This window comes from Ktedonobacter sp. SOSP1-52 (assembly GCF_016587395.1).
The window spans coordinates 808,181-834,621 of the sequence record NZ_BNJH01000002.1 but is presented as its reverse complement, the minus strand read 5'-3'; the positions used below and the strand labels follow the sequence as shown (position 1 = coordinate 834,621).

Below are 26,441 nucleotides of genomic sequence, written 5' to 3'. Positions count from 1 at the left end.
TCGCTTGCGCTTTTCTCAAGCGACTGCTGGAAGTATAGAGGATAGGCAGGTAGATTGACATCCTCCAGCCGGGTGGTTTTATGGGGGGCTTCTAAGTGCGGGAGGGCGTCTCGTTAGAGCTGTTTCAGGTGGTGTGCCGCCTCATAGGCTTGCAGGCGATTGCTGACGCCCAGCTTGCGATAGAGATGTTTGACGTGGTCCTTCACGGTATTGACCGAGATGACCAGTTCTTTGGCGATCTCCTGGTTGGTGTGCCCGGCGACCAGGAACTGCAAGACACGCTGTTCCTGCGGAGAAAGCGGCTCGAATGGCTGCTGCTCGAAGGGAGAGGGCGAGAGGGTGCGTTCCCCTCCAGGGATTGTCAAAGCGCGCAAGAGCATCTGTCCAAAGGAACGCGGTGCTTTTTCACGAATGCTAGGCAGCAGTGAACGGAGCAAGCGAGCCAGGGGCGCCCCTTCGGCGAGGAAGACGCGGAGAAATCCTTCGTTGTGTGCCTGGGAGAGGGCTTGCCGGAGCCACTTCCGAGCCCCGTCTCGCTGCTTACAGGCCATCTGCGCCAGAGCCAGAAGCACCTGGATCTCTAGTTGTCCGTGTACATACCGTTTTTCCTGGGCCATCAGCAGGAGCTGCTCAAGCAGACACACAGCGGTGTTGGTCTCGCCCTGCGCAAGCTGAAGGCGTGCCTGGAGGATGTTCACCATCATGCGTTGAGGAAAGGAATATGATGTCCCTGCTATGTTTGCCAGCGCCGTTACCGTGCGTTGGGCCACGAGATGATCACCTGTGGCCAGTTGGAGACGGGCCTGCAAGGCCAGAGCTTCAGGGAGCAGGTCCTCTGTCTCCTGGGTCGAGGCGATGTGCAGTCGCGCAAGGAGCGTGGCGAGCCGAAGAGATGCTGCGTCCTCCTGACCGCGTGCGGCAGAAAGGAGCGCAAGGAAATACGTAACTCTCTCGTTGCCTTCCTGCCCCAACTTTTGTGTACGCTCCAATGCTTCGCTGATTCGCTGTTCTGCGGCTTTCAGGTCATTCCATTCAAGAGAGAGCTGCGCCAGACCAAGTAACGCCCGTACGCAGTCTTCGCTATTCTCCTGTAAGTGTCCTGAGGAGAGGGCCTCTCGGTAATACGCATGCGCTTGATGGAGTTCACCTAAGGCCGTACTGACGGCTCCCATCCTCAGGTAGATCTCGCTTAGGAACTGGCTGCTGGAGCGCTCCTGACTGCTGGTAAGCGCTTCTTTCAGGAGCCGCTGGGCCTCTTCAAAGCGTCCTTGATGTAAGGCGTCTGATCCAACAATTCCCAGGCAGATGGTGCGCCACTCCCACGTGCCTACTCGCCCATCATCATTATCTGAATCACCATCTGCGAAGAACCTCAGGGCCGTCGTGGCATGCTCCACTGCCTCCTGCTGGGAAGAAGGATGAAGTGACGCGTTGAGCGCCCGAAAGGCGAAAATCATACCAACCCAGGACAGCTTCCCAAGTTGGCGCCAGGCATCTTCTGCTCTTTGGAGCAAAGCCTCGATGTGTTCCTTCTCCTTGTGGGAAGGAGGGATTTGCCCGTCCTGGAACTGGAGGGTGAGAGCAGCGTAGAGACAGAGTGTTGGATGTGCCTTCACGACTGCGTCCGGGATCTGTTCTAACCAACCTCTTAGTGTGTGTAATTCATATCGTTGGCCGCTGGCACCAAAACGTTCGATCAGCTGTGTCGCACGTTCAGTATCCTGGGAGCACAAAGCGGCTTCGATAGCCTCTCCAGGCCGAGCATGTTGCTCATACCAGTGACTTGCTTGCTGTGCCACGGTGTGCAACGCCTCCTCTCCCAGACGCCGCCTGGCTTCAAGGCGCATAGCTGAAGCCCACAGGGAGTGATAGCGATACCACGCTTCTGCTTCATCCAGCGCTTCCAGGAAGAGACCAGCTCGTTCGAGTGTTTCTAGCAGCGAGGCGCTCTGCTGCCTGCCTGTGACGGCATCACACAGTGGGCCGGTCAGAAGGGGAAGCTCGCTTGTCTGGAGCAAAAAACGTTGAAGTGGCTCAGGTTGGGTCGTTAGGATTTCACCGACAAAGTAGTCGAGCAATTGGCGACGGTAGGAGTCGAGGTACTGCCATCCATGCAGCGTGGTGAGGTACCGTTCCACGCGCTCCGGCATCATGTGACCAGTCAGGCTGAGCAAGCGGAGCCCGGCCGGCCACCCTTGCAAAAGCGTCTCAAGGTGGGCGATTGTTTGCTCAGAGGGGGCGGAGCCGGTGATGTGTTGCAGAAAGGTCGCCGTTTCCAGCGTTGAGAAACGCAGGTCAGCCGGAGCAAACTCCTGCATACTCCCCTGCGCGCGCCAGCGAGCGAGAGGGAAAGGCGGCTCGCTCCGCGTCAGGATCACCACATGTAACTGGGGCGGAAGGTGCTCAAGAAAAAAGGCCATAGCCTCGTGAAGGCGGGAGTCGGTAATGACGTGATACTCATCCAGAACCAGGATGCCGGGGCCTTCCTGGGTGGCGAGATCATTGAGAAATGTGGTCAGTATGGTGCGTAGGGGGACCGAGGCAAAAGGCGGTTGGAGCGTGGAGCGCAGGTGCGCGAGCGCCGTTTCCCCGATCTCCTTGTGCCACGTCTGGCAGGCACGAATGAGAGAACACCAGAAATGAATGGGGCCATTATCGTTTTTCTCCAGGGAGACCCAGGCCGTACGAGCAATGGCGCGGTGTGCCTGACGCTCAGCCAGCCAGGAATTGACCAGGGTCGTTTTTCCAAAACCGGCGGGTGCCCAGACGAGTGTGAGTTGATGCGAGCGCCAGGCATCAAGTTTTGCAAACAGGTGCGAGCGCTCTACAAGCGCAAGCGGAAGGCGAGGAGGGTGGAATCTGGACATGAGCAGGGGAGAAGACAACGGGGTGGACGAAGGTTGCGTGGAATCGACAACGCGAGAAGAGATAGCCTGTGTGAAACGTTGCGCCACGTCCTCTAAATGCGCAGGAGAGAGATCTGTCATTCGACCCAGGTAGCGCTTGATGGTTTTTCCCTGGCAAGAACGATAGCCATACCAATAGGGCCCATTCCTCTGGACACGCTCTTTTCGCACTGTATAATGGACCCCCGATCGACTACGAAAGGCAAAGGAAGAGATGTCCTCTAACCACGCCAACCAGGTAGGACGCTCAGCAGTGAGGTCATAGAGAAGAGTGCTATTGCCATCAGAAAGTTCATAGGTTTGTGCCTCCTGAGACCAATGGACCAGATATATCACTCGTTTGGGCATGAACAGTCCTTCGTGAGAAAGAGTGGTGAATGTATTACCTAAAACCATCACTTTGGGGAAAAGTATAGCACAGGAACCATGTTTAGGTAATAACGCAAACAGACTGAGACTGGGATTTTCCAAAGGTGGGGCAAGTGGGTATATCAGATAGGGCAAGGTTGTTTGTCCAGGCGGCACTGACCTGGACGCAAGAACAGGCAACATTGCTTCGCGAAAAATAGTTTGTGTGTTGTATCTTTTCATTCAGGTTGGCTCTGTCTGTTGCCGCATTACTCCTGCGCGGCGCGAGTAAAGCCTTCGTGCCAGTCCGGATAGGAGGGTTGCCAGTTACAGAGGCGGCGGGCTTTGGCGTTTGTCGCTCCGCGAGCGGCACGGGGTTGGGTTGCGCTTATGGGCGGAGGTGGGGCATGAAGGGTCGCTGCGTAGATTGGGAGCCAGGCAGTGCCGGGGGCTGGCACATCATCCACGATATTGAAGACACCCCTAGGCCAGCCCAAAGCGAGCAGGGTGGCGCGTGCGGCGTCATCGACGTGGAGGAAGGAGGTTATACCCTCATCGGCGGTCACCTGGCCCTGTCTTACCTGCTCTGCAATAGAGCCGTCAGGAGCATACCATGTTCCAGGCCCGTAGAGTAGTCCGTAGCGCAGCACGATACCTCGCTCCATCTCGCCAACCGCCTGTTCAAGCGCCTGGACCCCTTCAACAGTTGTGCAGCGCGGCTCCGGTGCTTCGATGTCTAGGGGAACATCCTCATCAGCTGGCCCCTTGCCGGGCGCGTAAGCCCAGGCGATACTTTGTGCGATGAGATGGCGCACTCCCACCTCATGGGCAGCGTCAACCAGGTTCCGCGTCCCCTCCCGGCGTATACGGGCATTTGCTGCGAGATCTCGCATACTAAGATCTGTAAGTTGGTGGATGACTACATCCGGCCGTACCTCGCGCATAGTTTTGAAGAGTTCCTCGCGATCAAACACGTCAACAACTACGGGAAACGCGCCTAGTTTCTGAAGCATCTCTCTCTTCTCGATTGCGCGTGTCGTTCCGATCACTTCATAGCCTGACTCGACCAGTAAAGGGATGAGCCTGCGCCCAATAACTCCTGCAGCACCCACAAGTAATATCTTCATTTCTAACTGTCCTTCGCTGCCTCTATCGTATCGTTTAAGGGAGACTTTATCATGAAAGTGGCTTGTGAAAAAGAGCCATTATAAGTTGGAATGAGATAGCCATTATGCGAATATCTCTGACTGTAGTTCCACGAGAAGACCATGTATACCAACTTCTGCTCTTTCTCGATAAAACCGAGCTTTTCGTAGAGGGCTATAGTTAGTTTTACATTATCTAGACAGGTGTAGACAAATAGGGACATGTATCCCCCCTTGCCAAAGCAGTGGTTTTCTGGTATATTTGTTCTACATTCATCATAAAGGAAGAAGAGCAAGAGATGATACGTGGCTATCGGGTGGAACTCGACCTCAATAACGTGCAAAAGACGCTGTGCCGCAAACATGCTGGAGCCTCTCGCTGGGCCTACAATTATGGTCTTCGCCGCAAACAGGAAGCCTACAAGGCAGGAGCGAAAACGCCCACCGCCATCGATCTGCATCGCGAAATCAATGCCCTCAAGACCTCTGAGCCCTGGATGTATGAGGTCAGCAAGTGCGCCTTCCAAGAGGGATTACGTGACCTGGATGCCGCCTTCAAGCACTTCTTTCGCAAATGCCAGCTCAAAAAAGAGGGCAAATGGAAAGGCAAGTGTGGCTATCCCCGCTTCAAAAGCCGGAAGAAAGCCATCGGTGGCGCACGCTTCACTGGGAGTATTCGGGTGTCTCCTGATGCCATCCAGTTGCCTCGTTTAGGTGTGCTCCGACTCAAAGAGCACGGCTATTTCCCTCTGAACGTTAAGATCACCAGTGCCACCATCCGTGAGCAAGCAGGTGGTATGTCTCCATCTGTGTGCACGAGGAAGCGAAAGAACCCCAAGCAGCCACAGGCGACGTCATTGGTGTTGACCTGGGGATCAAGCGGCTAGCGACCCTTTCGGATGGACGCACCTTCGAGAACCCCAAGGCGCTGCGCAAGAAGATCACGGCGTTAAAACGCCTCTCGCGGCGCCATTGCCGCAAGGCCAAAGGATCACGCAATCGCCAGAAAGCGAAGCAGCGCCTCTCGCGGATGCATGCCCGGATCGCCAATGTGCGCAAAGATGTCTTGCACAAAGCGACCGCTCAGATCGTGGCGAGAACCAAGCCCGATCAAGAGCGACCGCGTGTGATTGTGGTAGAGGATTTGAACATCACAGGCATGCTCAAGAACCGCAGGTTGGCTCGAGCGATCGCCGATGTGGGCATGTACGAGTTCAAGCGGCAAATCCTTTACAAAGCAGAACAGGCAGGGGTGAAGGTGCTGCTGGCCTCCCGCTGGGAACCCTCCTCAAAAACCTGTTCGTGTTGTGGCTGGGTCAATGAGACGCTGAGGCTTTCGGATCGTGTCTTTGCCTGCGTGGATTGTGGAAGTGTACAGGATCGAGACTACAACGCCGCTAGAAATTTAGCGGCATTGGCCTGATGAAAACGGAGTACCGCAAGTTCTGCGGGAATTGACGCCTGTAGAGCAGGTGTAAGACGAGCGAAAGGCTTGCTGTCTGCATTGAAGCAGGAACCGAACACTGTGTATGGCATGTCTATATATGGCTAAGTTTCGGAGAACGGTTTTTGAGGTTGATCCACTTGTATAGTAAGGTAGCTTGTCGGCTCTTAGAGCATATTTTAAGAGATCTTTTGTGCGAGTGGCTTCGACGATGCACTGCCAAAGTAACGGTTGCGGACACCGAATGATTTGCGCAGGCGAAACGTGTCGCGAAAGTTGTCGTCAATTCCCCGTTGGTCAAGACAGCCATTTTTTGCGCGGACCCTAACTGGGGTCGGATCGCCATGGTTATCGGCAAGTGTGAAGAGCAAACTGCTATTGTCCTTGAGAAGGTTTCCATTTGAGAATGTTTTTGTCTTCCATAGAATTCTTGTGCTATTCTTGGGTATGCAGTTGTTCATAGCAGACAATCTTAAAGGTGATCACTTCAAGATGATGCTTTACTTCCTTCAAATGTTCTTCTACCCGGCTTTGGTGCTGTTTGAGCAGTTGCAGACGTTCGGGCATGGTTTGCTCTCCTTGGTGGAGGAGCTCGGTATACCGTTGGATATCGCGAATAGGCATCCCCGTCGCTCGTAGGCGCTTGAGGAACTCAATCCAGGCCACATCCTCTTGGCTATAGAAGCGATAGCCATTCCTCTCATCTCGCCCAACGTGCTGGATCATTAATCCAGCGCGTTCGTAATACCGCAAGGTATGGGCGCTTAGCCCGGTTGCCTGTGCCATTTGCTGGATGGTTAAGGCTTTCTCTGCAACCTGCTGTTCCATTGTTTTCCCTTTCCTGCTGTCACTTTTGACCTCTTCAGAGAGGAAGACGCAATACTGTCTGCATTAAACATACATCTTTGAGTGCACTCTCAGTCAAGAGGAAAGTGGAGTTTTTTCTCTCTTAACGAAGGCAAGCAAGAGTGCTGGACCCCTTGACTAAGAGTGCACTCAAAGGTGTAGGCTTCGATCTATGAACATGTGTAGAAGGACGCAGCCAGTCAGATGCGTCATCTGTTGTGTGACAGATGCGCATAGGATTTGCCTTTTTCGACTATTATGCACGTTTTATGATGTAATTCTATTTCCAGAAAGGGAAAAGAATATGATGGAGAACAGAAACGAGCAAATCGCGGCAGCAAGCGGTGTCTTTGCGATTGGTGGTGATTTACCGGTCTCTCGTCTCGGCTTTGGGGCAATGCGCCTCACTGGTGAGGGCATCTGGGGACCACCAAAGGATAAGGATGTGGCAATCGCTGTCTTGAAGCGCGCATGGGACCTGGGGATCACCCTCATTGATACCGCCGAAGCGTATGGACCCGAGATCAGTGAGTCCTTGATTGCCGAAGCTCTCTACCCCTATCCAAAGGGCCTGGTTATTGCCACGAAGGGTGGTTTGCTACGTACTGGCCCTAACCAGTTCCGACCGGATGGACGTCCACAGCGCCTGCGCCAGGATCTGGAAGGCAGCTTGCGACGTCTGCGTGTTGATCAGATCGATGTGTATCAATTGCATTATCCTGATCCGAGGGTCCCGTTTGAAGACTCTGTAGGTGAGATCGCCAAGATGAAAGCTGAGGGCAAGATCCGCCATGTCGGTCTCTCCAATGTGACCATTGATCAGCTTACGGCGGCGCAGAAGATTGTACCCATTGTAACGGTGCAAAACCACTACAATCTGGAGCAACCACAGGCTGTGGGAATAGATATCCAGCAAACCGCAGCATTGATCGATCTGTGCGCACGAGAGAACATCGGCTTTATTCCCTGGCATCCTCGGTCGGTCGGTGACTTGGCACGTCCAGGGAGTGTCCTGGATCAAATTTCCAGGCGCTACAACGCACAATCCAGCCAGATTGCCCTGGCATGGTTGCTGAAACGCTCACCAACGATCCTGCCCATCCCCGGCACCGCTTCGGTCAAGCACCTTGAAGAGAACGTCGAGGCTGCCAAGATTAGACTGAGCCAGGACGAGTTCGAGGCGATTCGCCGTGTTGCTCACGCATAGGACGTTCCCTCTTGTGGTACTGGTAAATTGGGTAAAACTTGGTTCTGGTACGACTCACTGCTGGCGAATCCCTCCCTATCGCATCAGGAAGGCGTCGTAAAAAGTGCGCCTGGATTTCAATCACACTGAAGTCCCTTGGATCTTCAGCATCATGTATCAGAGATCAACATATGCATCTTTTGCTGCCCATTTGCCTGGTTCATACGTCTTCGTTGATCTGATCTGGTCACAGTGTCTCTGTTGCTTGGCTGTCTCATCACTCTGCTCCAATTAATGTAGTAAAACGTATGCACGCATAGCTCTACTACACCTTTTGTTGTTCCTGTTTCATCCGTAGGAGCCGCCAAGACCGACGCCTTTTTGGTCTTACCCCGCGTCCGCAGGCAAGTTTCCGTCCTCGTCTGAGCCAATACCGGTGACGACTTGATCAATCAGCCCGATCAAGTGGAGAGCTTCCCGCAGGATATTCTGGCCAGCATTCTGATCACGATCTTGCGGGAACTGAGAATAGGCGCATACCGCATTCTGGCAGCGAAAGACGCGGTCTCCGAGCGTCATTGCTTCCCACTTCCAGCCACAACAGTGGCTGGTCTTGACTTCCAGGAAAGAAACGCCCCACCTTGACCACCTGTCCACCACGCTGCGTCACCTTTGAGTCGAGCAGGGAGAACAGTTTGCCCAGTGCGGCATCTGAGAACGCACGCGACACACGCCGATTCTTGAGCAGCCCCTTGATGTTGAGGTCTTCAATCCCAATCATCCCGTAGCAGTTCGCAAGCCTGGTGGTCAACTTGTGGAGCACATCATCTCTCATGCAGGTGATTCGGTAGTGCAGGCGGGCCACCTCTCGGCGTGCTTTTTCCCGATTGTTCGATCCAAGCTTCCTGCGATGCAGCCGTTTGTTCGCCCGGCGAAGTTTCCCCAGAGCCGTTTTGAGGAAGGCTTGGTTCTCGACTCCCTCTCCCGTACTCAAGGTTGCCAGTCGGTTCAGTCCTACATCCATGCCGACAGCCCCTGGTCTCTTCACCGCGACAGCATCAGGCATTTCGACCTGGATGGACACAAACCACCAATCCGCCGACTTCGTGATCCGCGCTCCGGTCACCTTGCCGGTAAAACGCAGCTTCTCCGCCATATTCACCCATCCGAGCTTGGGAATCCACAGACGATGATCGCCCAGTTCCAATTGATCATTGGCAAGGTAGAAGCTCGGTTTACTTCGTTTTTTGCTCTTGAAGCGTGGGCGGTGTGCACGACCTGCAAAGAAGGCTGTGAACGCCTTACCCAGGTCCAGAAATGGCTGATCAGAGGCGTTCTTGGTCACTTCCCAGGTCCAAGGAAAGTGCTCCCGCCTGATCTCGTTGAATTGCTTCTTGAGCTTCAAGGCGGTGGGTTTCTCCCCGGCTTCATATTGGCGGTTCCACTCAGCCAATGCCCAGTTCCAGACAAAGCGTGCGGTCCCGGCGGCTTTGGCAAAGTACACCACCTGCTCCGCTGTAGGATGGAGTCTGATCTTATGCGCCTTGATCATCCCTCACATCCTTTCACAGAACCGCTGCTCGAAGAAGGTTGTTGCTTAAAACATATGTTCCATAACTACATCTTACCCTATTTTCCTCGCTTTTTCAATACTGTTGAAACCTCTTTAAGGTTCGCCAGCAGTAATTCATGCGCCAGAAGCGCACCACTGCGCATGAAAAAGTGTTACACTGTACCCGAGAGAGGGCCATGTCAGAGATCGGATTGATACTCGCGCTACGAGCCGGACCAACAGTATGATTGAGGATGCCGCACAAGCACCACTGTCTGTCGCTCGCCGACCTCGGCGAAGCACGTATGGAAGAATTTGATCACGCTTGGCATCCCATCGCCCTCTCTCTAGATCTCATCCGATGGCGCCGACGCATCACCGGCCTCTTTCTTTTACCCTTTTTTCCCTCGTTTCGTTTCTTTCAGCACGTCACATCAGCGCACACTTTTTCATGGAAGTATCTTCTGAGGTCGTGTAGACCTCATGCGGAGTGGTGCGTTTGCAACGCATGACGTTTCACATTTGGTGATTCGATTCAGGGTTCTGAAAATGATCTCCGCAGTCCCTGGCCAGGGTCCCATGCCATGCTGAAATGAGCAGCCATGTGCTATAGTAAGCCTGAGTTTCGACTGGGAAGGAAGGTTTTTATTCTGATGGCTTTCTCTCACTTTGTGGTGACCCTGGTTGATCGCACGATGACCTGGGTCTATGAAAAGAGCGATGGGCGGCTGGGAAGTCGCTTGGGGAAAATGGGAATGTTAGTACTCCATACAACCGGGCGCAAAAGCGGCGAGAAGCGCAGTCACACCTTGCAGTATATGCCTGATGGAGCCAATTATGTGATCGTGGCCAGTAATAATGGTCAAGATCGTCATCCAGGCTGGTATCATAACGTACTCAGCAATCCTCACGTGCGCATCCAAATTGGACGCCGCCGGCAGGCCGCGCTGGCCACCGTGGCCGGACCGGAGGAGTACGCCCAGTTGTGGCCGCGGCTGATTGCCCAGAATCCCCCCTGGGAAGCGTATGCCAGACGCACCACCCGCAAGATTCCTGTGGTGATCTTGCATCCGCTGGCCTGAAAGAGGAGAGCGTTGGGAACGTCGAATCACCAAATGTGTGCCAGACTCAAGTTTGGCCCAATGTACCAGTACCACCATAATGTTCCTAAGAGTCTCATCCTCATAAGAGGGAGGTACCTGAGGAGAGATCCGTGGGCATCTATCCATACTGGCATCAGCGCCAGTTCGTCGAGCGAAACCCTTTGTCGGTTCCTAGTGCATGATCACGTGACCTGTTTGGGAGATGGCACGACCCACTCTGGTGATTATCAGCGGTCTTGCCCGATACGCCGATCCGCTGAGGCAAGGAGGCGGGTCGGCTCTTCCCAAGGGCGGACGACATTTGTTGCGTTGAGGGCATACGGAGCAACCGGCAACGTTACTCCTCTCCCCGAGGAAGGAACGCTTCTTTCCTTCCCATGCCTCTAGGCAGGGGTATCCAGAAGCGGGAGGTCTGATGAAAAAGATTGTTGTTACCGGCGGTAGTGGCAAGGCCGGGAGAGCCGTGATTCGCGAGCTCATAGATCATAATTATGAAGTACTCAATGTCGATCTGGTGCCACCTCGTGAAGAGATTTCACCATTTCTGAAAGTTGACCTGACAGATTTGGGGCAGACCATCGAGGTACTTCAAGGAGCCTGTGGCGTCGTGCATCTCGGCGCAATCCCGGCACCCGGCAGGCAGACAGAGGGCACAACCTTTCGCAATAATACGCTCAGTACATACAATATTTTTAGCGCAGCTGTTTCATTAGGCCTGAAGCGCGTTGTATGGGCATCAAGTGAGACCACACTGGGCCTGCCTTTCGACCGTGAGAAACCCAGTTATGCTCCTATCGATGAACAGCATCCTCTCTATCCAGAGTCCAGCTATGCGCTCTCCAAAGTCATCAGTGAAGAGATGGCCCGGCAATTCAACCGCTGGAGTGGCATCCCTTTTGTAGGTTTGCGCTTCTCTAATATCATGGAGCCACACGACTACGCTCGCTTCCCATCGTTTTCAGAGGACGTACTGACGCGCAAATGGAATTTGTGGGGATACGTCGACGCCCGTGATGTCGCACAGAGTTGCCGCCTGGGTCTCGAAGCCGATATCACTGGCGCTGAAACCTTTATTATTGCCGCTGCGGATACCACACAGAATCAGACCAACAGCGAGTTAATGGCCGAAGTCTATCCCAGCGTGCCACTACGTGAGGGAGTCGGCGAGCATGAGACACTGCTCTCGATCGACAAAGCCCGCAAACTACTAGGCTACAATCCCAAATATTCCTGGCGCAAACAGGTATAGTTCTGCTTCTGTTACAGAGATCGTGGCGAGAAAGCACTGGTCACTATCTCCACCAAACTTCGGGTGCGCGTCATGTCTTTGCACATGGTCATTTCTACAGGAGGCGCGCCTCCTGTAGAAATGAATGGCTGTGCTTGCAAAAAAATTGATATGTATCCCTATGCTTCTCTCTATTTGCTTTCTGCTCCCGACTCCTTCTGTTGAAATCATCAAACCATTCCTGTCTTCTCCGTTGGAAGACGTGTGTTTGGGATTGCGCGTGTCGTCCCGACGACCACGCCAACTCTCGCCTCGCGCGCCTTAGCTGCTAGGTGCGTCCTTTGCTCGCGCGACCGAGTCGAGTGCCTCGTCCGGGATGCCGTGTTGCCCGAGAAAGAGGCTTAGTTGGGCCGCATGTTCCTGGACATGGCGCATAGTGTACAACAGGAGTTCGAAATAGCTCACCAACTTTCCCTCGGTCCAAGGGTAATCGACCTGCTGATGCGCTTTCTCGTCTGACAAATCAGCAATCGTTGTCTGGCACTTCTGGCGTATCTGCACCAGGTAGGCGAGTAGCTCCTCCTTCGTATAGGGCCGTTCGGGCGACACGGCGGGGTTGCCCTCAGTCCAGATAAAGGGAGCGGGGGGAGCGAAGTCCTCCTCCTGGGAGCCCGAGAGATACAAGTCGAGCCAGAAGAGCGTATGATACACGATATGCCAGAAATGAGCGAACTCCAGTGGGAGCCACGGCGGGAGAGAGTGGTCCGAGGGCGCGCTCCAGAGGCGCTCTTTCCACAGCGAGGCAGGGCAGGCTACCAGGGCATTTTCAAGCATATCGATGGCCGCGTCGAACTGACACCACAGAGCGGGACGCAACACCGTCTCCATCGGTTGTTTAGCCATAACATATGTTCCTTTCTGCTTCTTTTCTCGACATGCTATCACTAAAAGCGGTCAGTATCTACCCTCATATGTGCTCACCATCTCCTTGAGACGTAGCCCCATCCTGGATGGAATAGGCTGCTTTGACAAAGTGTTTTGTAGAGAGATGAACAATCTCAGCTTGCTCAAAAAAACAGGCCAGGATAAGACCTAAGATTCTTTTATTTTCCAACAAATGTTATTTAAGGAGAAAACCCCTATGCTCGATTTCAGTGCAGTAAAAAGCGGCTCTCAGAGCTTTGCAGACGTGGCTGCTGGTCTGACAAAGGCCGATCTTTATCAACTTACCAATGAAATGATCGATGTAATGCAGAGGATCGTCATTGACGCAGTTGACGCGGACGTGGCATTCGTGCCGGTAGACCCCAACGCGAACGATACCTTTGGTAAACCCGAAGAGTCCACCCTGGCGTGGACTCTGGGCCACGTGGTGGTTCATGCCACCGCTTCGTCCGAAGAGGCAGCTGCGCTGGCTCTCGTACTGGCTCGTGGCCTGCCGGTTGAGGGTCGTTCGCGTTACGAGACGCCATGGGAGAGCGTGACAAGTATCGCCCAGGTGCGCCAGCGTCTTGAGGAGAGCCGTCGGATGCGTCAAGCCATGCTCGATGCGTGGCCTGACGAGCCTCACCTGGATATCACCTATTCACCTTTCCCGCAAGCTGGCGAACTCAACGCCGTTGGCCGCTTTATCCTGGGTCTGTACCACGATGCAGACCACCTTGATCAATTGCGTGAAATTATGCGCCAGGCGAGCGCGGCTCGGGTGTGACATTTTTGTATCTATGAGTCATCCCTAAGTTTGAAACGTCACCCGCTTTCAGCACACCATTCCGCATGATCATCAAACTGAGGCAGCAGACCCCGCATTCATGCGCGTGGAGAAACCCGGCATCAGGGATATGGTGCCGAGTCCTTCTCAGGCGCACGGGTAACGAGGTCTGCGCTCCCTTTTTCGTTTTGTTTGTTTTTTGGTAAAATACATCTGCGACAACTTCCCACGCCTAAGGCCTGCCACTTCTACACCGGTAACAACGTGATTTGGCAACGTGGCTAAAGAAGCTGTCTTGGAAAGAAGAGCGAACAGATAGAGATAGAAAAGCTCAAGCTTCCCGTTCCGCATCTGATGCTGCCTCCCATTTGCCATTGTTACATGTGTAGAAGTGATAGGGATTTATCTGGGGAAGAGTCAATGGTAGTGAAGTGTTGATGGCTGGCTGGCCTGCTGCTCTGTTTTATAGATCAGCAGACTATTGGCGACCAGGCGCTCATGACCGTCCGAAGGCGTATTGATGACTGATACCCTGTCCTGTCCCGGCAGGCGCGCGACCATCTCGGCAGAACCACCACCATCAAAGAGGAGGGCCTGGTAGGCTCCATGCTCTAGCAGGTAACCGGCCATCTGTGAACGCGTCAGGCCGTGGCTGTGGTCTGCTCCCGCCTCGCGCCCATCGAAGACGACGAAGAAGGCGTGCCTGCCATCTCGCGAGATGCCCACTGCGGTCAACGGATTGACGGCGGCGCTATCTCCAAGCTCGCTGGCATTGGGGATCTGCCCATCTTTGACCAATTGTGGACCCCCACCTAGGGCGTATCGCAGACCGCTATCGGGCATAAGCTGCTGAGTGATGTTCAGTGTCTCTCCCTGGTGGATATTGGCCTGGAGCCACCGCCCCGACTCACCGCCGCCTACCAGGGCCTGCTGATTGCCCGTAAGCCTGTTTAGCGTTGTCATATTCGTTTGGAGCGAGGTAACAATGTATCGAGAGCCATCAACCGGCTTGAGGAGCGCTACCGTGTATCCGCTCACACTCATAGCGCCGAGGCGGGAGGTTACCAGCAGCATGCCGCCATCTCTGGGGACTGCGTAGCGGTTGACTGCGTTCAGGGGGTGGTCGACGCTGCCAGCGCTGACGGTCCCACTGAACTGTTCGTGATCGATGACCATATTCCCATCGCTATTGATGCCAAAGACGGCGAAATCGTTGGCATTGCGTGATGGCGGGGTTGGACTCTGCCAGAGTTCGCCATCGATCATCACCATATTGATTGGTGCGCCCGTCGTGTTGATCTCGAAGAAGTCGCCATTGATGCCAGCTATCGCCTGCGAGCGGTTCGCCATCGAGCCAACCGTCTCGCCCCGACTCAACAGTTGATCGTGGGCCTGCATGACCCCCAGGCGTAGATAAGGATCGGAGAGATCGACGTTCAACAGACTGGCATGCTGAGATCCGTCAGCCGTACTCAGGGTCTCCGTCGAGATCTGTAACCCCCTGGCCAGAGCCTGGTCAAGCGTTTGCTTTTCATTTAGCACCAGGGGCCAGTTGGGAGGCGTGTCAGAACGCCATGGATGTGCCACTTTGGCGTATGTCAAAGCCGATTGTCCGGCAAGCAGCATTAGAAGCGCCGCACATAGAAAAAGCTGCGCAGCCACATGCTTGTGTATCAACATATGCTCATTTTCCTTGTAATAAAATAATATGCTCTTTATTTAATTTTACAGGGATTGATAAATAATAATGCAATATATGCTATATGCACGAATACTAATAATCTTCATGTGTCAACATGGGAGAGCTGGAGGTTGGGGGAAGGGCTGCGAGCGCGGGAGATCAACTTTCTTGAGGAAGTTGAAGCGGGAATCCGAAAGCAGTCACGAGCGCTGGGCTACGAAAGATCGTCATCTCGGGTCCAGGCGGTTGCCAGCGAGTATGACCGTGCTCGTGAGCCAACAGAGGAAACTATCAGTAAACAGTTTATCCGCCATCGAATCCGCCACCCGATCTGTCTCTTGACTTGCCGATGCAATGCTCGTACCCTGTTTGTATGAGAGGAAGGAAGAGATGAGCATGCAACCTGTTGATAGCCATCCTGATGCTGAACGGGTCTTCATCGACTTGATTCGCAAGGCCCCTGTGAGAGGCGGTTCAGGCTTTGCTAGTTAAAGAGAGCAGGGAGATCGATAACGCTGGGCTGCAGGCGAGTGTGGCGATAGCAGCCCAGATGCTCAGCGGTATGCGCTCCACTGAGCACACCAATGACCTCGCCGCAACCAGCATTTATGCCCTCGTCCAGGTTGGCGGGCGAATCATCAATCTTCATGACCTGGCGCACATCCTGCACGTCCAGTTGCTCCATGGCACGGAAGATCATGTAGGGCGCGGGACGCCCCGGGAGACATCACTGGAGAAGATAGCGCAATCGATCACACCGTTCAGCCAGCCCAGTTGTTCGAGGATCAGGCCACCGATCACGGAGTCAAAGCCGGTGTCCAGGACGATCTTCACGCCGCGCTCACGCAGGAAGACAAACGTCTCCTCTGTCCCGGGAATGGCCGCCCTGGGAGTAAGCTGCGCGCATACGCTCGACAAAGGTTGCCAGCGCCGCCTCAGCTAGCTGAGATACCTGCTCAGAGTCACGATCAAGGAGTTGTTCGGTCAGCAGGGTAAATACCTCCCGCTTATTCATGTCCATCAATTCATTGAGCTCATCGGGCATTCCCGGCAAGTTATGAATGCGTGCCGCCTCCACCAGGGCCGTGAGTACTTTATTTCCGCTATCATCAATGGTCGTTCCTGCCATATCAAAGACAACCAGTTGTATGGATCCCATCACTCGCTCCATTTCTCTCTTCTATCATCTCAAGACTTCTCGCCACTTCGTGGCTCGCCGGATATGGGGCAGTGGTGTGCAGATGCCAGCAGCATCTGCACACCACTGCCCCACATCGCGAAGCGTTGTAGACGCTGAGAATACTTCTTAAGTCGCATTTATAATGTAGAAAGGTATATATCTATCAGGCGCAAGGCATATTGAAATATCGGCGACAGATTTCTCCAGTCGAAGCCTACGCTCAAAGATTGCGTAAACATTTCCACGATTATTTTTACCCTAACGCAGTGAGGATTCAAGGTGTTTGTGTTAAGTATTGTTAAAATTCAGATTAAGCAGGCGTTATTATTTCTTACTGATCTCGGCATAGATTACAGAAAACGAGCCAGAAAGCCCCCGTGATTTATCCGGGGGATGAATGGCTCTTCCTTGTTTGGGGTGGATTGGGTGGAGTTGGCTGATAGGACGGATCGTACCACATAAGAAACGCATCCACGGCACGCCGTACTAATTCTGCAACTGGAACACCCTCTTTCTCAGCTTGCTCATGTAATTTTTCGTGTTGTTTTTCATTCAGATAAATGTTTGTACGTCTCACTCTCTCACCTCTTGCATACATCAGAGTTATGATGTATAATTATAGCAGAGGATGAGAAAAGGAGCAAGAGGCGCAATGCTGATCTACGAATACAAGCTTGATGGCACGAAGGCACAATACGCCGCCATTGATGAAGCTATTCGCGTTGTGCAATTCATTCGCAACAAGTGCTTACGCTTGTGGATGGATGACCACGCAACCAAGAATGATCTGCAATGCTATTGCGCCGTTCTTGCCAAAGCATTCCCCTTTGCTTCTTCTCTCAATTCCCAGGCACGTCAAGCCAGTGCTGATCGGGCGTGGTCTGCTATTGCTCGTTTCTATGACAACTGCAAAGCCAAGAAGCCAGGAAAGAAGGGCTATCCCCGTTTCCAGAAAAATAACCGCTCTGTGGAGTACAAGACTACAGGCTGGAAACTGGAATCAGATGGAAAACATATCACCTTCACCGATGGGTGTGGAATTGGTCGTCTTCGTCTGGTAGGCACACGAGACATTAAAACTTTCCCTGTGAAACAGATCAAGCGTGTTCGTCTGGTGAGACACGCTAATGGATATTATGTCCAGTTTGCTGTGCAAGCAGAACGCAACATTGAACACATTCCTACTGGCAAGCTGGTTGGTATCGATGTTGGATTGAAAGCGTTCTATGCGGATTCTGAAGGGGTAACTATTGAGAATCCCCGCCACTATCGTAAAGCGGAAAAACGCCTGAAGCGCTTGCAACGCTGCCTCTCCAAGAAACAAAAGAAGAGTAAGAACCGCAAGAAAGCCCGTCAAGCCGTGGCGTATGCGCATTTAAAAGTTCAAAGGCAACGCGAAGATTTTGCCAGGAAACAGGCAAACGCGTTAGTCACCTCTCACGATCTGATTGCCTTTGAAGACTTGCATATTCGCAACATGGTCAGAAATCGCCACCTTGCCAAGAGCATTCACGATGCTGGCTGGGGACGGTTCCTGATCTGGGTGAACTACTATGCAACGCTGCATAAGATCCCTGTCATTACCGTATCCCCACACTACACCAGTCAGAACTGTTCCGCATGTGGCACACTCGTTAAGAAAAGTTTGAGCGTGCGTACACACATCTGTACTGATTGTGGAGTGGTGCTTGACAGGGATCATAACGCGGCGTTAAACATTCTGCAAAAGGCTCTCAGTACCATAGGGCATATGGGAACTGATGCACCTTTGAGTGCATAAAACGCTTCTGGACAGGAAGATCTCTACGCACTTTCAGCAATGGGAGTGAGCACGTTGCCTGGATGAAGGAAGAATCCCCAGGATTTATCCAGGGGAGTGTCAATAAACGCTGGAATAATTTCTCGGCCATAGATTTCCAGCAGGTGCTCTTGCTCTTTGGCCATCAGGTAAAGATTGAATTCGTTGACACCAATGGCAGCTAGTTCACGGATGCGCTGACGGCACTGCGCCATTGTACCAATCACGCAAAAGCGATCAACGACCTCGTCGGTGACGAACTCGGCATGCGAAGCGCCTACCTGGCAATGCTCCTGGTAATCATGGCCCGAGCGCTGGCGCACATAACTGGTCAATTCCGCCGTGTGCCCGATCCCAGGGGTATTGGGTGGGTGCGGAGGCGCGCTCCCGGACGCGGCAAGCCGCAGTCCTTGGGACTTGCGCTGCGGGCAGCACACGAGCGCACGCGTCAACGCGCGAAAGAGGGGCAGATCTTGCCTCAACGCATGGGCATTCCTCGTGCCGGAGCGCGTGTGCCCAAAAATCTGAGTGAACCCATACAAGAGCCAGCCTTTCTTGCCCAGGCAGGAAGGCTGGAAGCGTGGACGGAACGCTCCGAACCCCCGCTGCTTTTGCACAGGGAGCCTTGAGTGCGAGGGCAACATATCAACATGATATAACTGTTTATTCCTCATTGTGCCTGGGTCTGAACAGGAGTACTGGGCTGCTGAGCGGTCCCAGGAAAGATCACAAGGTAGCGGCGTGTTACATTGTTCTGTCTCTGTACCACTTGTCGGATCGGGCCAACGGTGTTGACAATGGCAGCACCTGCCTGGTTCGTTATGAATTCCTCCAGCGGCTCCAGAGTGCCGTTGCCACTCAGATTTGCAGAGAGAGCAAGCACATAGGGATGCTTGGGCTTGAGCCCGGTCACTGCTGCCTGCAGTACTTGCACCTGCCCTTGATCAAACAACGAGACACTGGTGGGAGCCTGCTGCCCGGCTGCCAGCCTTGCTGGCTTGCCATGCTCCATCGGCACAAGTGAGAGATGCGTGACTTGCTCAGCAATGCCGAGCGGAGTGAGCCCCTGCATGCCAGTACCGCTTGGCACAGCATTGGGCACGTACGTGATCGCCTGACACCCTTGGCCAATTGGGCTCGTCGCCATTACCTGATTGGTCAGCGTATTGATGGCGACAAGGCTATCTCCGTTCTCAAGCCCGACATAGACCCGTGTTCCATCGCCGGATGGCCAGATTCCATGTGGCAACGCACCGACCGGAATGGTCGCGACTTGGGCGAAGTTGTCAGTGCGGAACACCTTGATCTCGTTGAGACCGCCGATTGTGATATAGGCAAACGTGCCTTTGGCGTTGTGGACGATGTTGAGGTGGTTGGTAATCGGCCCCGTATCGAGCGTTTTTAAGATTGAGAAAGGCGGCTGAGCATTAAATACCTCCACCTTGCCAGTGTCCTTCAATGTGAACCAGACCTGCTTGCCGTCCGGCGTCGCCGCAATATTCGGGCAAAACGGGCTCGCCTGGGCGACTCGTCCAACAATCTTGTGATTGGCGACAGTGACCACATCGGTCTCGGGTGTGAAGGAGGAGCAGACATAACCATATTTCCCATCAGGAGAAAAAATCGTCATGCCCGGTCCATTCGGTACAACGATGCGGGTCTTCTCCTGATAGGTAGCCCCATCAAGAACAGAAACGTAGTTCTCGCCACGGACGGCCACCCAGACCTCCTTACCATCTGGCGTGTAGAACGCTTCATGCGGCGAGCGTCCGACATAGGTAATGTGCTTCACGGCATTGGTTGCAGTATCGATGAATGCCACTGAATTTGAGGCAATTGAGACGACCAGAAGAGTATGGTGATCAGGTGAGAAGCCCATACCATGCACCAGCACTTGTCCATGATACAGGGGGCTTAGATTGGCTGGTGTCGTTTCTCCGAGGCTGATGCTACCTAGGAGCTTGTTGTCAACTGGATCAGTGACGGAGACGGTGTTAGACCATTGATCCGCAGTATAGACGCGATCTCGATGGCTGATGGGTATATCTGGAGGGGGAGCGTCCCCAAACGAAGCCTGTCCCGCCCAAGCGGTCAGGGAGGTAACAAAGGCTATGGGAATGAACAATGCCATGACCAGAGTCATGGTGATCAGCATGACAGCGAAGACGTTGTGTTTCATATGGAAACTCCTGTCTCTTGCATTGGCAACTTGTGCAGGCATCCGATGCTAAAAATATCCATTGCATGCGGGTCAAAAATAGCTAATGGGGCGAAGGCTCAGACGGAGGGGGCAACCGCCTCTCATTGAGTTGCATCGCTACGATTTCTTGCTGCTGAGTAGCAATGATTTCCTGGGCGAGGCCGCGAAGCGGCTCGTTGTGACCATAACTCAACTCAGCTTTTGCCATGTCGATGGCCCCCTGGTGGTGTGGCAGCATCATGGCGACGAAGTCTTTATCGACGTTATTGGATGGCCTGATCTTCATGGCCGCCATCATCCTGGTCATGGCAGCACCACTCTTAGCCATGAACAACATTTCCTCGGGATTGGAAGAAGATGCTATACCCTTAAGAGCTAGTTTCATCGTAACAATATCCTCCTGCTGGGAAATGGTGATTTCCTGAGCAAGCCTGCGAAGCGGCTCGTTGTGACCATAACTCAACTCAGCTTTTGCCATGTCGATGGCCCCCTGGTGGTGTGGTAACATCATGGCGACGAAGTCTTTATCGACGTTATTGGATGGCTTGATCTTCATGGCCACCATCATCCTGGTCATGGCAGCACCACTCTTAGCCATGAACAACATTTCCTCGGGATTGGAAGAGGGTGTCGTGTTTCTAAGTGCGATACCAATGATGAGAGCGATGACAAGTAGTACCAATCCTAGGCTGAACAGCATATATCTAAAGCGAGACACGATGTCTCTGAGTGTGTACATGTCTGTTAAATGTGAAGTTCCATCACACCGCTCGTATGCTCGTAGATGCGTTCCTGCTCGTCGCTGTTCGCGAGCACAAAAGACGCAAAGCGATCGTCTTCTTCTCATCGCACCCTCCTCCAAAACGTATAGGTCTTCGATATGTCAGCAAGTTAGGAACGTTCTTATTCTTGAACTCTCTATCAGCATAGGAATACGACAAAACGCTGAGAAGCTTCGGCTGATGGTGTGGGGCTTGTTGGTTACTTGCTACGCTCTCGCTTTGAAAAGTATCGAGAGAAACGAAGCAGAGCAAGCGAGTACTAATCCCCTACACTGGAGAAGAGGCAAGTTTTTTATAGACTTTAACACGAAGAAATAAACTTTTGGGGTTATACAATCAGTCGCAGAGGCCGAATTCGATTGTGCCTCCTTCTAGCAAGATCAATAGCATTGCTTCGATCGCCATTCAAGCGCAAAAATCGTCTACACCTCGGCCTCTGGAGATCCCGGCCTTGAGGCCTGTCACTTACACACAAGTGTTGGCGTGCTGAAAAGAAAAGCAAGAACAAGCGGAGGAGAAAGGCTCATGGAACAAGAACCTTTGCAGCATGCCGACAAATAGGCCGCCCAGACCTTCGGAGCAGCAGAACTGGGAGATCCGCGTCGTACTGATCGTTTGCTCAAGATCGCCAACGCCCTGGCAGAGAACCCATCGGCCTCGTTGCCTCACGCCTTTGAGACCTGGGGGGAAACGCAGGGGGGATATCGTTTCTTGAGCAATCCTGCATACGGGTATGAAGATCTCTTGCTCCCCCACTGGGGCCAAACCTACCACGCGGCGACCCAATGCTCTCGTACGCTCCTGTTGGCTGACATGACCGAGTTTGACTTCACGAGGCATAACGCACTCAAAGGACGGGGGCCGGTGGGCAACAGCCGAGAAGATATCGGTTTCAGTTTGCACACCGTGCTCGCAATGGACCCCCAAACGCAAGCGATCTTGGGATGCATGATGCTTTCACCTTTCATTCGCCAGCTTGCCCCCATTGGGGAAACCAAGGCAGAGCGCAAAAAGCGGGCGCGAGAATCGCATGTCTGGGAAGAAAGTATCCGACAGATCGGGCGGGTGCCAGAGCACCACCAATGGATCTATGTGAGCGATAGCAACAGCGATGTCTACACATTTTGGCAGGCGTGTGAGGAGCTTGGGTACGACTTCGTGTTGCGAGTGGCCCAGGATCGTAACGTGGAGATTTCTCAAGAGGATGAGCAAGCCGAGCTTGACGAAGGGCATCTCAAGACCCTGGCTCGTGCCCTTCCTGGCGTGGATGCTCATCTGGTGAGCATTCCTGCCCAACATTCTCAGCCCAGGCGAGAAGCACGCTTACAGATCAATTTTCAAAAGGTACGCGTCCAGCCGCCTGTGAACGGAGCCTGTTTACGCAAAACGGAGATCGTCGCCTGGGTGGTACGGGTTTGGGAATCCCAGCCACCCGAAGGACAAGAGCCGTTGGAATGGATCTTGTTGACCACGCTGCCGATCACGTGCCCAAGTGAGGCATGGGAGGTGGTGCAATGGTATGGCTGGCGCTGGCTGTTGGAGGATTTCCACAAAGCCCTCAAAACAGGTTGTCGGATGGAACAGCACAACGTGCAACGCATGCAGGCTCAGTGGAAATTACTCGCGGTGTTGACTCCCATTGCCTTGCGTTTATTGGTCATTCGGCACACAGCGCAGCAGGCGGGGGATATCCCAGCCACCAACGTGGTTTCGCAAAAAGCCATCCAGGTCATCGTCTTCTTGGATCCACGTCACCGCAGCATCACTACTGCCCAAGAAGTGTGGCACGCCATTGCACGCCTGGGAGGCTACCTCGACCGCAAAAGCGATGGTCCCCCTGGATGGCAGACCTTATGGAAAGGATGGATGCGGGTGATGGATGTTCTGGAAGGCGTTCATCTCGCTACGCGTCTCCATCCTTCATGACTTGTGTATAAGTGACAGCCTTGAGGCCTGGGGAGGAAAGAGGCGTTCCTTACCTGCGGTTTCTTCGCCAGAAACACCTCGAGAGGAGTTGTGCCTTTGGCCTGGTTACAGGCCTGGCATGCCAGCGTCAGGTTGCTGATCCTGCTGGTTCCTCCTCTGGCACGAGGGTGCATGTGTTCGACCTGTAGAGGCACATCCTCGATCCCGCAGTAGGCACATTGTTGCCCCCACTTCTCCAGCAGGTACTCTTGCGTTTCATAGTCTGCCAGGGCTCCTTGCTGGTACTGGATGCCCTCGATGGAAGGCTGCTCCAGCAACTGGGGATCGAAGCGCACCAGCTCCTGGCTGATGGCGGTGATGGGACAGTAACGCATGAGGTGCTTGACCCAGGGGACCTGCTCGACACGACTGGCAAGCGAAGGCGCGAGCCAGCCTGAGGGTCGAGCACGGTTGCGCCAGCGGGCCTTGCGGTAACGCGTCTTGGCATATCACCCGATTGACGAGATTCGTCGCCAGGCCCATTAAGCTATGAAACCTCATATGTTATTGCAGAACTTATCACGTAAATTGCGGGAGAGTCAGGCAAATGGAACCACCATACATGAGGTTAGCTTTCTCTTATTGACATCCTCCCCACGGCTCAAGCCGGGGGATTCCTCGAATCACTTCGAGGCTTTCCTGCTTCGTCGAGAACTGCCTGGTTTGGTTTTCACCGCTCCAGGTCTTATGCTCTCTCCACAGGCATGGACCGTGAGTCCCACGGCAAGGATATTGTTTGCTGCATTGATGTCACGGTCGTGATGGGCACCACATTCAGGGCAGGTCCATTCACGCACATCAAGCGTGAGAGCGTCGAGAAGATGACCGCACTCGAAACAGCGCTTACTGGAAGGGTACCACCGATCAATCTTGACCAGGGTTCGACCATACCAGTCGGCTTTGTATTCTAATTGGGACACAAACTCAGACCATCCGACATCGCTTATCGCTTTGGCGAGCTTCTCGTTCTTGACCATGTTTTTGACTGCCAGCGACTCAACACAGATCGTTTGGTTTTCACGGATCAGTCGTGTCGAGAGCTTGTGCAGGAAGTCACGGCGCCGATCAGCGATACGGGCATGAAGACGCGCTACCTTGAGACGTGCCTTGTCTCGATTCTTTGAGCCCTTTTTCTTCCTGGCATGATGACGTTGTGCTTTGGCAAGCTTCTTCTCATCTTTGTGAAAGAATTTGGGATTGCCCACGATCTCACCAGTCGAGAGAACCACAAAGGACTTCAAGCCAAGATCAGCGCCAAGAGCATTCTCATTAGAGGGTAAATGTTCAATCTCATCTTCAGCTAGAATGCTGATAAAGTAGCGATCAGCACAGTCTTTGGTGATGGTCACACTCGAAGGAGTTACATCATCAGGAAGAGGACGCGACCAGCGAATATCAAGTGGCTCACTCATCTTAGCGAGTGTAAGAGCCCCATTGCGCCATGTGAAGGCCGTGCCAGCATAGGTAGCAGATTGACGGTTGCTTTTCTTCTTGAAGGTAGGATACTCTGCGCGACCTTCAAAGAAATTGATGAAGGCTCTATCGAGGTTACGCAAGGATTGCTGCAAAGGAACGGATGCAACTTCAGAAAGCCATGAATACTCTTTCTGCTTTTTCAAGTCAGGGAGCAGAGCAGAAAGATCTTTGTAGTAGAGGCGTTGGTTGTCATTGTAGAAGGCATCCGTCTTCTTACGCAACGCCCAATTATAGACGAAACGAACACAAACAAAAGTACGAGCAAAAATCTGTTTCTGCTCGTCAGAGGGATAAAACCTGTACTTGTAGGCGCGTTTCTGTTTCATATTCTACATTTTAGCATATAGCATGTAGAAAGTCAAAAGAAAGGATAAAAAGTCAAAAGAAAGGAATGGCGTCATTCATCCCCATAGCTAGAAGCCTGCCTCCTATACACATTTAACAAAGTGATTTTGCAACGTGGCTGAAAAAGCTGTCTTGGAAAGAAGAGCTGACAAACAGAGATGTGAAAGCTCAAGCTTCCCGTCCCGCATCTGATGCTGGCTCCCATGTACCATTGTTAAATGTGTATAGGAGGCAGAGCTAGAAGCAAGGGGTCCTCTGACGCCTAATTAGAGATAGAGTTTGCCGGGTATTTCAAAAATAGCAGGATAGATTCTGCTATTTTTGGTGAAGGTCTGCTCTCTCATCGTCGGGAGTATCTTTGAGTTTGTAAGGGGGGTGTAAATAGATAAGTGTATCGCAAGGACCGCAGGGTTTAGCTACAGCTTTTGGTGTTTTCATGCAGTAGAGAGGAAAGAACGGATGAGCGCAAATCATTTCGAGGAGTTAACTAAAGTTGTAGTCAGCAGTCCATCCCGTCGACAGGCTCTAAAAATGCTTGCCGTTGGAGTCCTGGGAGGAGCCCTCGGTTTTGGTGAGATTCATACCGCAAGAGCGGCAGGGTGCAAGAGCAGTGCTTCCACCTGTGTGCATAGCAGTGACTGCTGCTCAAAGCGCTGCTTCTATAGTGGTTTGGCGGGTGGATTAATCTGCGCTTGAGCGTGGGCTGCATGGAAAGCACTGTGAGCATTCTCCGTTGTTGGCTTTCGAGGAGAGGAGAAAGCGCATGGCATCCAGCCATTTTGACGAGTTGACTAGGGTTATAGCCCGTAGCACGTCACGCCGACAAGCGATAAAAGCCATTGTTGTTGGTACTCTGGGAGGGGCGCTCGGTTTTAGTGGCGTTCGTATCGCAGGAGCAGCCGGTTGCCTAAAAAGTGGTCGTTGTAAGCATGATAACGACTGTTGCTCAAAGGTCTGCAGATTTACAAGTACAGGGGGCGATTTTTTCTGCGGTTAAGCGCGGGTTGTGGTAGGAACCATTACTTACTCTCGACAAGAGGAGAAAACATATGGCATCCAGCCATTTTGACGACTTGACCAGAAAGTTACTGCGTCGAGGGTAAGTGCAGCAAGTAGATACTAGGACGCATTATCACCAATCCTACCTGTATTCGGGTAGTGTTTCCAGCAGTGTAACGTTGCCCGTTACACTGCTGAAGCATTCAGATTCTAAAAGTAAAGAAGGGAAAGTTACATGGCATCAAACAACTTTGACGAGTTGACTAAAGTACTAGCCAACAGCACATCCCGTCGTCAGACAATCAAAGCGCTCTTTGTGGCAACCATAGGCGGTGCGCTTGGCCTGGGGAGCATTGGTACCGCACTGGCAGCGGCTTGTGGAGGTCACGGGGCTCCCTGTAAAGCTAACAATGACTGCTGCACATACACCTGTGACAAAAGTTCGGGCACGTGTAGCTGTCGAGCGAAGGGTTTCAGTTGTAGCGCTCCAGCTGAGTGCTGTTCCAAAACTTGTACTGGCGGGAAATGTGCGTAGTGCTGTAGGGT

At 53.1% G+C, this 26,441-nt stretch carries 20 protein-coding genes and 4 pseudogenes; 10 read left to right on the top strand and 14 right to left on the bottom strand.

The annotated features are described in order from the left end of the window. Window positions 1-113: 113 nt before the first annotated feature. The gene (locus JMJ16_RS19240) at window positions 114-3,254 is read right to left on the bottom strand and encodes a LuxR C-terminal-related transcriptional regulator (protein WP_201384089.1); all 3,141 of its coding nucleotides are present in this window, start codon (window positions 3,252-3,254) and stop codon (window positions 114-116) included. 269 nt (window positions 3,255-3,523) lie between these two features. Further along, window positions 3,524-4,381, bottom strand: a complete 858-nt coding sequence (locus JMJ16_RS19235; RefSeq protein ID WP_201384088.1) for an NAD(P)-dependent oxidoreductase — start codon at window positions 4,379-4,381, stop codon at window positions 3,524-3,526. 317 nt (window positions 4,382-4,698) lie between these two features. Between JMJ16_RS19235 and JMJ16_RS19230 the strand changes: the two genes are divergently transcribed. The 3 genes and pseudogenes from JMJ16_RS19230 to JMJ16_RS57175 all read left to right on the top strand — a co-directional run. Then, the gene (locus JMJ16_RS19230; protein WP_201384087.1) at window positions 4,699-5,286 is read left to right on the top strand and encodes a helix-turn-helix domain-containing protein; all 588 of its coding nucleotides are present in this window, start codon (window positions 4,699-4,701) and stop codon (window positions 5,284-5,286) included. Next, entirely contained in the window at window positions 5,211-5,822 is a 612-nt protein-coding gene (locus JMJ16_RS19225) for an RNA-guided endonuclease TnpB family protein (protein ID WP_201384086.1), read from the top strand. Before JMJ16_RS19230 ends, JMJ16_RS19225 begins: the two co-directional genes overlap by 76 nt. Window positions 5,823-6,091: 269 nt before the next feature. Beyond that, window positions 6,092-6,244, top strand: a pseudogene (locus JMJ16_RS57175) (bifunctional ornithine acetyltransferase/N-acetylglutamate synthase); the annotation flags it as partial. Window positions 6,245-6,278: 34 nt separating this feature from the next. Here JMJ16_RS57175 and JMJ16_RS19215 read toward each other — a convergent pair. Continuing rightward, a complete protein-coding gene (locus tag JMJ16_RS19215) occupies window positions 6,279-6,671 on the bottom strand; it encodes a MerR family transcriptional regulator (RefSeq protein ID WP_201384082.1) in 393 nt (130 codons plus the stop codon). A gap of 322 nt (window positions 6,672-6,993) precedes the next feature. On the opposite strand from JMJ16_RS19215, the gene JMJ16_RS19210 reads away from it, so the two are divergent. Continuing rightward, window positions 6,994-7,896: an aldo/keto reductase gene (locus JMJ16_RS19210; RefSeq protein WP_236601626.1), complete on the top strand. Its 903-nt coding sequence runs from the start codon at window positions 6,994-6,996 to the stop codon at window positions 7,894-7,896. 366 nt (window positions 7,897-8,262) lie between these two features. Here the strand turns inward: JMJ16_RS19210 and JMJ16_RS19205 are convergent. Then, window positions 8,263-9,427, bottom strand: a pseudogene (locus JMJ16_RS19205) (RNA-guided endonuclease InsQ/TnpB family protein). A gap of 653 nt (window positions 9,428-10,080) precedes the next feature. Between JMJ16_RS19205 and JMJ16_RS19200 the strand changes: the two are divergent. Continuing rightward, window positions 10,081-10,509, top strand: a complete 429-nt coding sequence (locus JMJ16_RS19200) for a nitroreductase family deazaflavin-dependent oxidoreductase (protein ID WP_201384080.1) — start codon at window positions 10,081-10,083, stop codon at window positions 10,507-10,509. A gap of 436 nt (window positions 10,510-10,945) precedes the next feature. Beyond that, window positions 10,946-11,779: an NAD(P)-dependent oxidoreductase gene (locus JMJ16_RS19195; RefSeq protein WP_201384078.1), complete on the top strand. Its 834-nt coding sequence runs from the start codon at window positions 10,946-10,948 to the stop codon at window positions 11,777-11,779. 300 nt (window positions 11,780-12,079) lie between these two features. Here JMJ16_RS19195 and JMJ16_RS19190 read toward each other — a convergent pair whose 3' ends face one another. Then, the gene (locus JMJ16_RS19190; RefSeq protein ID WP_201384076.1) at window positions 12,080-12,661 is read right to left on the bottom strand and encodes a DinB family protein; all 582 of its coding nucleotides are present in this window, start codon (window positions 12,659-12,661) and stop codon (window positions 12,080-12,082) included. Between the two features lie 238 nt (window positions 12,662-12,899). Here JMJ16_RS19190 and JMJ16_RS19185 point away from each other — a divergent pair, with 238 nt between their 5' ends. Then, window positions 12,900-13,469, top strand: coding sequence for a DinB family protein (locus JMJ16_RS19185; RefSeq protein WP_201384074.1), 570 nt, complete (start codon window positions 12,900-12,902; stop codon window positions 13,467-13,469). Window positions 13,470-13,886: 417 nt separating this feature from the next. Here JMJ16_RS19185 and JMJ16_RS19180 read toward each other — a convergent pair whose 3' ends face one another. From JMJ16_RS19180 to JMJ16_RS19165, 4 genes are all read right to left on the bottom strand, one after another. After that, the gene (locus tag JMJ16_RS19180) at window positions 13,887-15,149 is read right to left on the bottom strand and encodes a phosphodiester glycosidase family protein (RefSeq protein ID WP_201384072.1); all 1,263 of its coding nucleotides are present in this window, start codon (window positions 15,147-15,149) and stop codon (window positions 13,887-13,889) included. Between the two features lie 485 nt (window positions 15,150-15,634). Further along, window positions 15,635-15,835 carry a hypothetical protein gene (locus JMJ16_RS19175; protein ID WP_201384070.1) on the bottom strand — a complete coding sequence of 67 codons (201 nt, stop codon included), beginning with the start codon at window positions 15,833-15,835 and terminating at the stop codon, window positions 15,635-15,637. A gap of 156 nt (window positions 15,836-15,991) precedes the next feature. After that, window positions 15,992-16,309, bottom strand: coding sequence for a hypothetical protein (locus tag JMJ16_RS19170; protein ID WP_201384068.1), 318 nt, complete (start codon window positions 16,307-16,309; stop codon window positions 15,992-15,994). A 403-nt stretch (window positions 16,310-16,712) separates the two neighbouring features. Next, window positions 16,713-16,928, bottom strand: a complete 216-nt coding sequence (locus tag JMJ16_RS19165; RefSeq protein ID WP_236601625.1) for a ribbon-helix-helix domain-containing protein — start codon at window positions 16,926-16,928, stop codon at window positions 16,713-16,715. Between the two features lie 54 nt (window positions 16,929-16,982). Here JMJ16_RS19165 and JMJ16_RS19160 point away from each other — a divergent pair, with 54 nt between their 5' ends. After that, window positions 16,983-18,110 carry an RNA-guided endonuclease TnpB family protein gene (locus JMJ16_RS19160; RefSeq protein ID WP_201384066.1) on the top strand — a complete coding sequence of 376 codons (1,128 nt, stop codon included), beginning with the start codon at window positions 16,983-16,985 and terminating at the stop codon, window positions 18,108-18,110. Between the two features lie 23 nt (window positions 18,111-18,133). Here JMJ16_RS19160 and JMJ16_RS57170 read toward each other — a convergent pair whose 3' ends face one another. Then, window positions 18,134-18,463, bottom strand: coding sequence for an LLM class flavin-dependent oxidoreductase (locus tag JMJ16_RS57170; RefSeq protein WP_374229032.1), 330 nt, complete (start codon window positions 18,461-18,463; stop codon window positions 18,134-18,136). Here JMJ16_RS57170 and JMJ16_RS19150 point away from each other — a divergent pair. Then, window positions 18,463-18,757: pseudogene (locus tag JMJ16_RS19150) on the top strand (hypothetical protein); the annotation flags it as partial. The gene JMJ16_RS57170 and the pseudogene JMJ16_RS19150 sit on opposite strands and share 1 nt — an antisense overlap. 41 nt (window positions 18,758-18,798) lie before the next feature. Here JMJ16_RS19150 and JMJ16_RS19145 read toward each other — a convergent pair. Together JMJ16_RS19145 and JMJ16_RS19140 are read right to left on the bottom strand one after the other, a co-directional pair. After that, entirely contained in the window at window positions 18,799-20,307 is a 1,509-nt protein-coding gene (locus JMJ16_RS19145; protein WP_201384064.1) for a YncE family protein, read from the bottom strand. 82 nt (window positions 20,308-20,389) lie between these two features. Then, window positions 20,390-20,926 carry a DUF305 domain-containing protein gene (locus tag JMJ16_RS19140; RefSeq protein ID WP_201384062.1) on the bottom strand — a complete coding sequence of 179 codons (537 nt, stop codon included), beginning with the start codon at window positions 20,924-20,926 and terminating at the stop codon, window positions 20,390-20,392. 799 nt (window positions 20,927-21,725) lie between these two features. On the opposite strand from JMJ16_RS19140, the gene JMJ16_RS19135 reads away from it, so the two are divergent. Beyond that, complete coding sequence (locus JMJ16_RS19135) at window positions 21,726-23,036, top strand: IS4 family transposase (protein WP_201384060.1); 1,311 nt, start codon at window positions 21,726-21,728, stop codon at window positions 23,034-23,036. A 50-nt stretch (window positions 23,037-23,086) separates the two neighbouring features. Here JMJ16_RS19135 and iscB read toward each other — a convergent pair. Both iscB and tnpB read right to left on the bottom strand, forming a co-directional pair. Continuing rightward, a pseudogene (iscB, locus tag JMJ16_RS19130) lies at window positions 23,087-23,518 on the bottom strand (RNA-guided endonuclease IscB); the annotation flags it as partial. Window positions 23,519-23,698: 180 nt separating this feature from the next. Beyond that, window positions 23,699-24,877, bottom strand: a complete 1,179-nt coding sequence (gene tnpB, locus JMJ16_RS19125) for an IS200/IS605 family element RNA-guided endonuclease TnpB (RefSeq protein ID WP_201384058.1) — start codon at window positions 24,875-24,877, stop codon at window positions 23,699-23,701. Between the last annotated feature and the right edge of the window lie 1,564 nt (window positions 24,878-26,441).

What these genes read in the sequence shown, in the direction of transcription:
- JMJ16_RS19240 (WP_201384089.1), bottom strand. Translation starts at nt 3,254, where the DNA reads ATGCCCAAACGAGTGATATATCTGGTCCATTGGTCTCAGGAGGCACAA.
- JMJ16_RS19235 (WP_201384088.1), bottom strand. Translation starts at nt 4,381, where the DNA reads ATGAAGATATTACTTGTGGGTGCTGCAGGAGTTATTGGGCGCAGGCTC.
- JMJ16_RS19230 (WP_201384087.1), top strand. Translation starts at nt 4,699, where the DNA reads ATGATACGTGGCTATCGGGTGGAACTCGACCTCAATAACGTGCAAAAG.
- JMJ16_RS19215 (WP_201384082.1), bottom strand. Translation starts at nt 6,671, where the DNA reads ATGGAACAGCAGGTTGCAGAGAAAGCCTTAACCATCCAGCAAATGGCA.
- JMJ16_RS19210 (WP_236601626.1), top strand. Translation starts at nt 6,994, where the DNA reads ATGATGGAGAACAGAAACGAGCAAATCGCGGCAGCAAGCGGTGTCTTT.
- JMJ16_RS19200 (WP_201384080.1), top strand. Translation starts at nt 10,081, where the DNA reads ATGGCTTTCTCTCACTTTGTGGTGACCCTGGTTGATCGCACGATGACC.
- JMJ16_RS19195 (WP_201384078.1), top strand. Translation starts at nt 10,946, where the DNA reads ATGAAAAAGATTGTTGTTACCGGCGGTAGTGGCAAGGCCGGGAGAGCC.
- JMJ16_RS19190 (WP_201384076.1), bottom strand. Translation starts at nt 12,661, where the DNA reads ATGGCTAAACAACCGATGGAGACGGTGTTGCGTCCCGCTCTGTGGTGT.
- JMJ16_RS19185 (WP_201384074.1), top strand. Translation starts at nt 12,900, where the DNA reads ATGCTCGATTTCAGTGCAGTAAAAAGCGGCTCTCAGAGCTTTGCAGAC.
- JMJ16_RS19180 (WP_201384072.1), bottom strand. Translation starts at nt 15,149, where the DNA reads ATGTTGATACACAAGCATGTGGCTGCGCAGCTTTTTCTATGTGCGGCG.
- JMJ16_RS19175 (WP_201384070.1), bottom strand. Translation starts at nt 15,835, where the DNA reads ATGGAGCAACTGGACGTGCAGGATGTGCGCCAGGTCATGAAGATTGAT.
- JMJ16_RS19170 (WP_201384068.1), bottom strand. Translation starts at nt 16,309, where the DNA reads ATGGGATCCATACAACTGGTTGTCTTTGATATGGCAGGAACGACCATT.
- JMJ16_RS19165 (WP_236601625.1), bottom strand. Translation starts at nt 16,928, where the DNA reads ATGTATGCAAGAGGTGAGAGAGTGAGACGTACAAACATTTATCTGAAT.
- JMJ16_RS19160 (WP_201384066.1), top strand. Translation starts at nt 16,983, where the DNA reads ATGCTGATCTACGAATACAAGCTTGATGGCACGAAGGCACAATACGCC.
- JMJ16_RS19145 (WP_201384064.1), bottom strand. Translation starts at nt 20,307, where the DNA reads ATGAAACACAACGTCTTCGCTGTCATGCTGATCACCATGACTCTGGTC.
- JMJ16_RS19140 (WP_201384062.1), bottom strand. Translation starts at nt 20,926, where the DNA reads ATGGCTAAGAGTGGTGCTGCCATGACCAGGATGATGGTGGCCATGAAG.
- tnpB (WP_201384058.1), bottom strand. Translation starts at nt 24,877, where the DNA reads ATGAAACAGAAACGCGCCTACAAGTACAGGTTTTATCCCTCTGACGAG.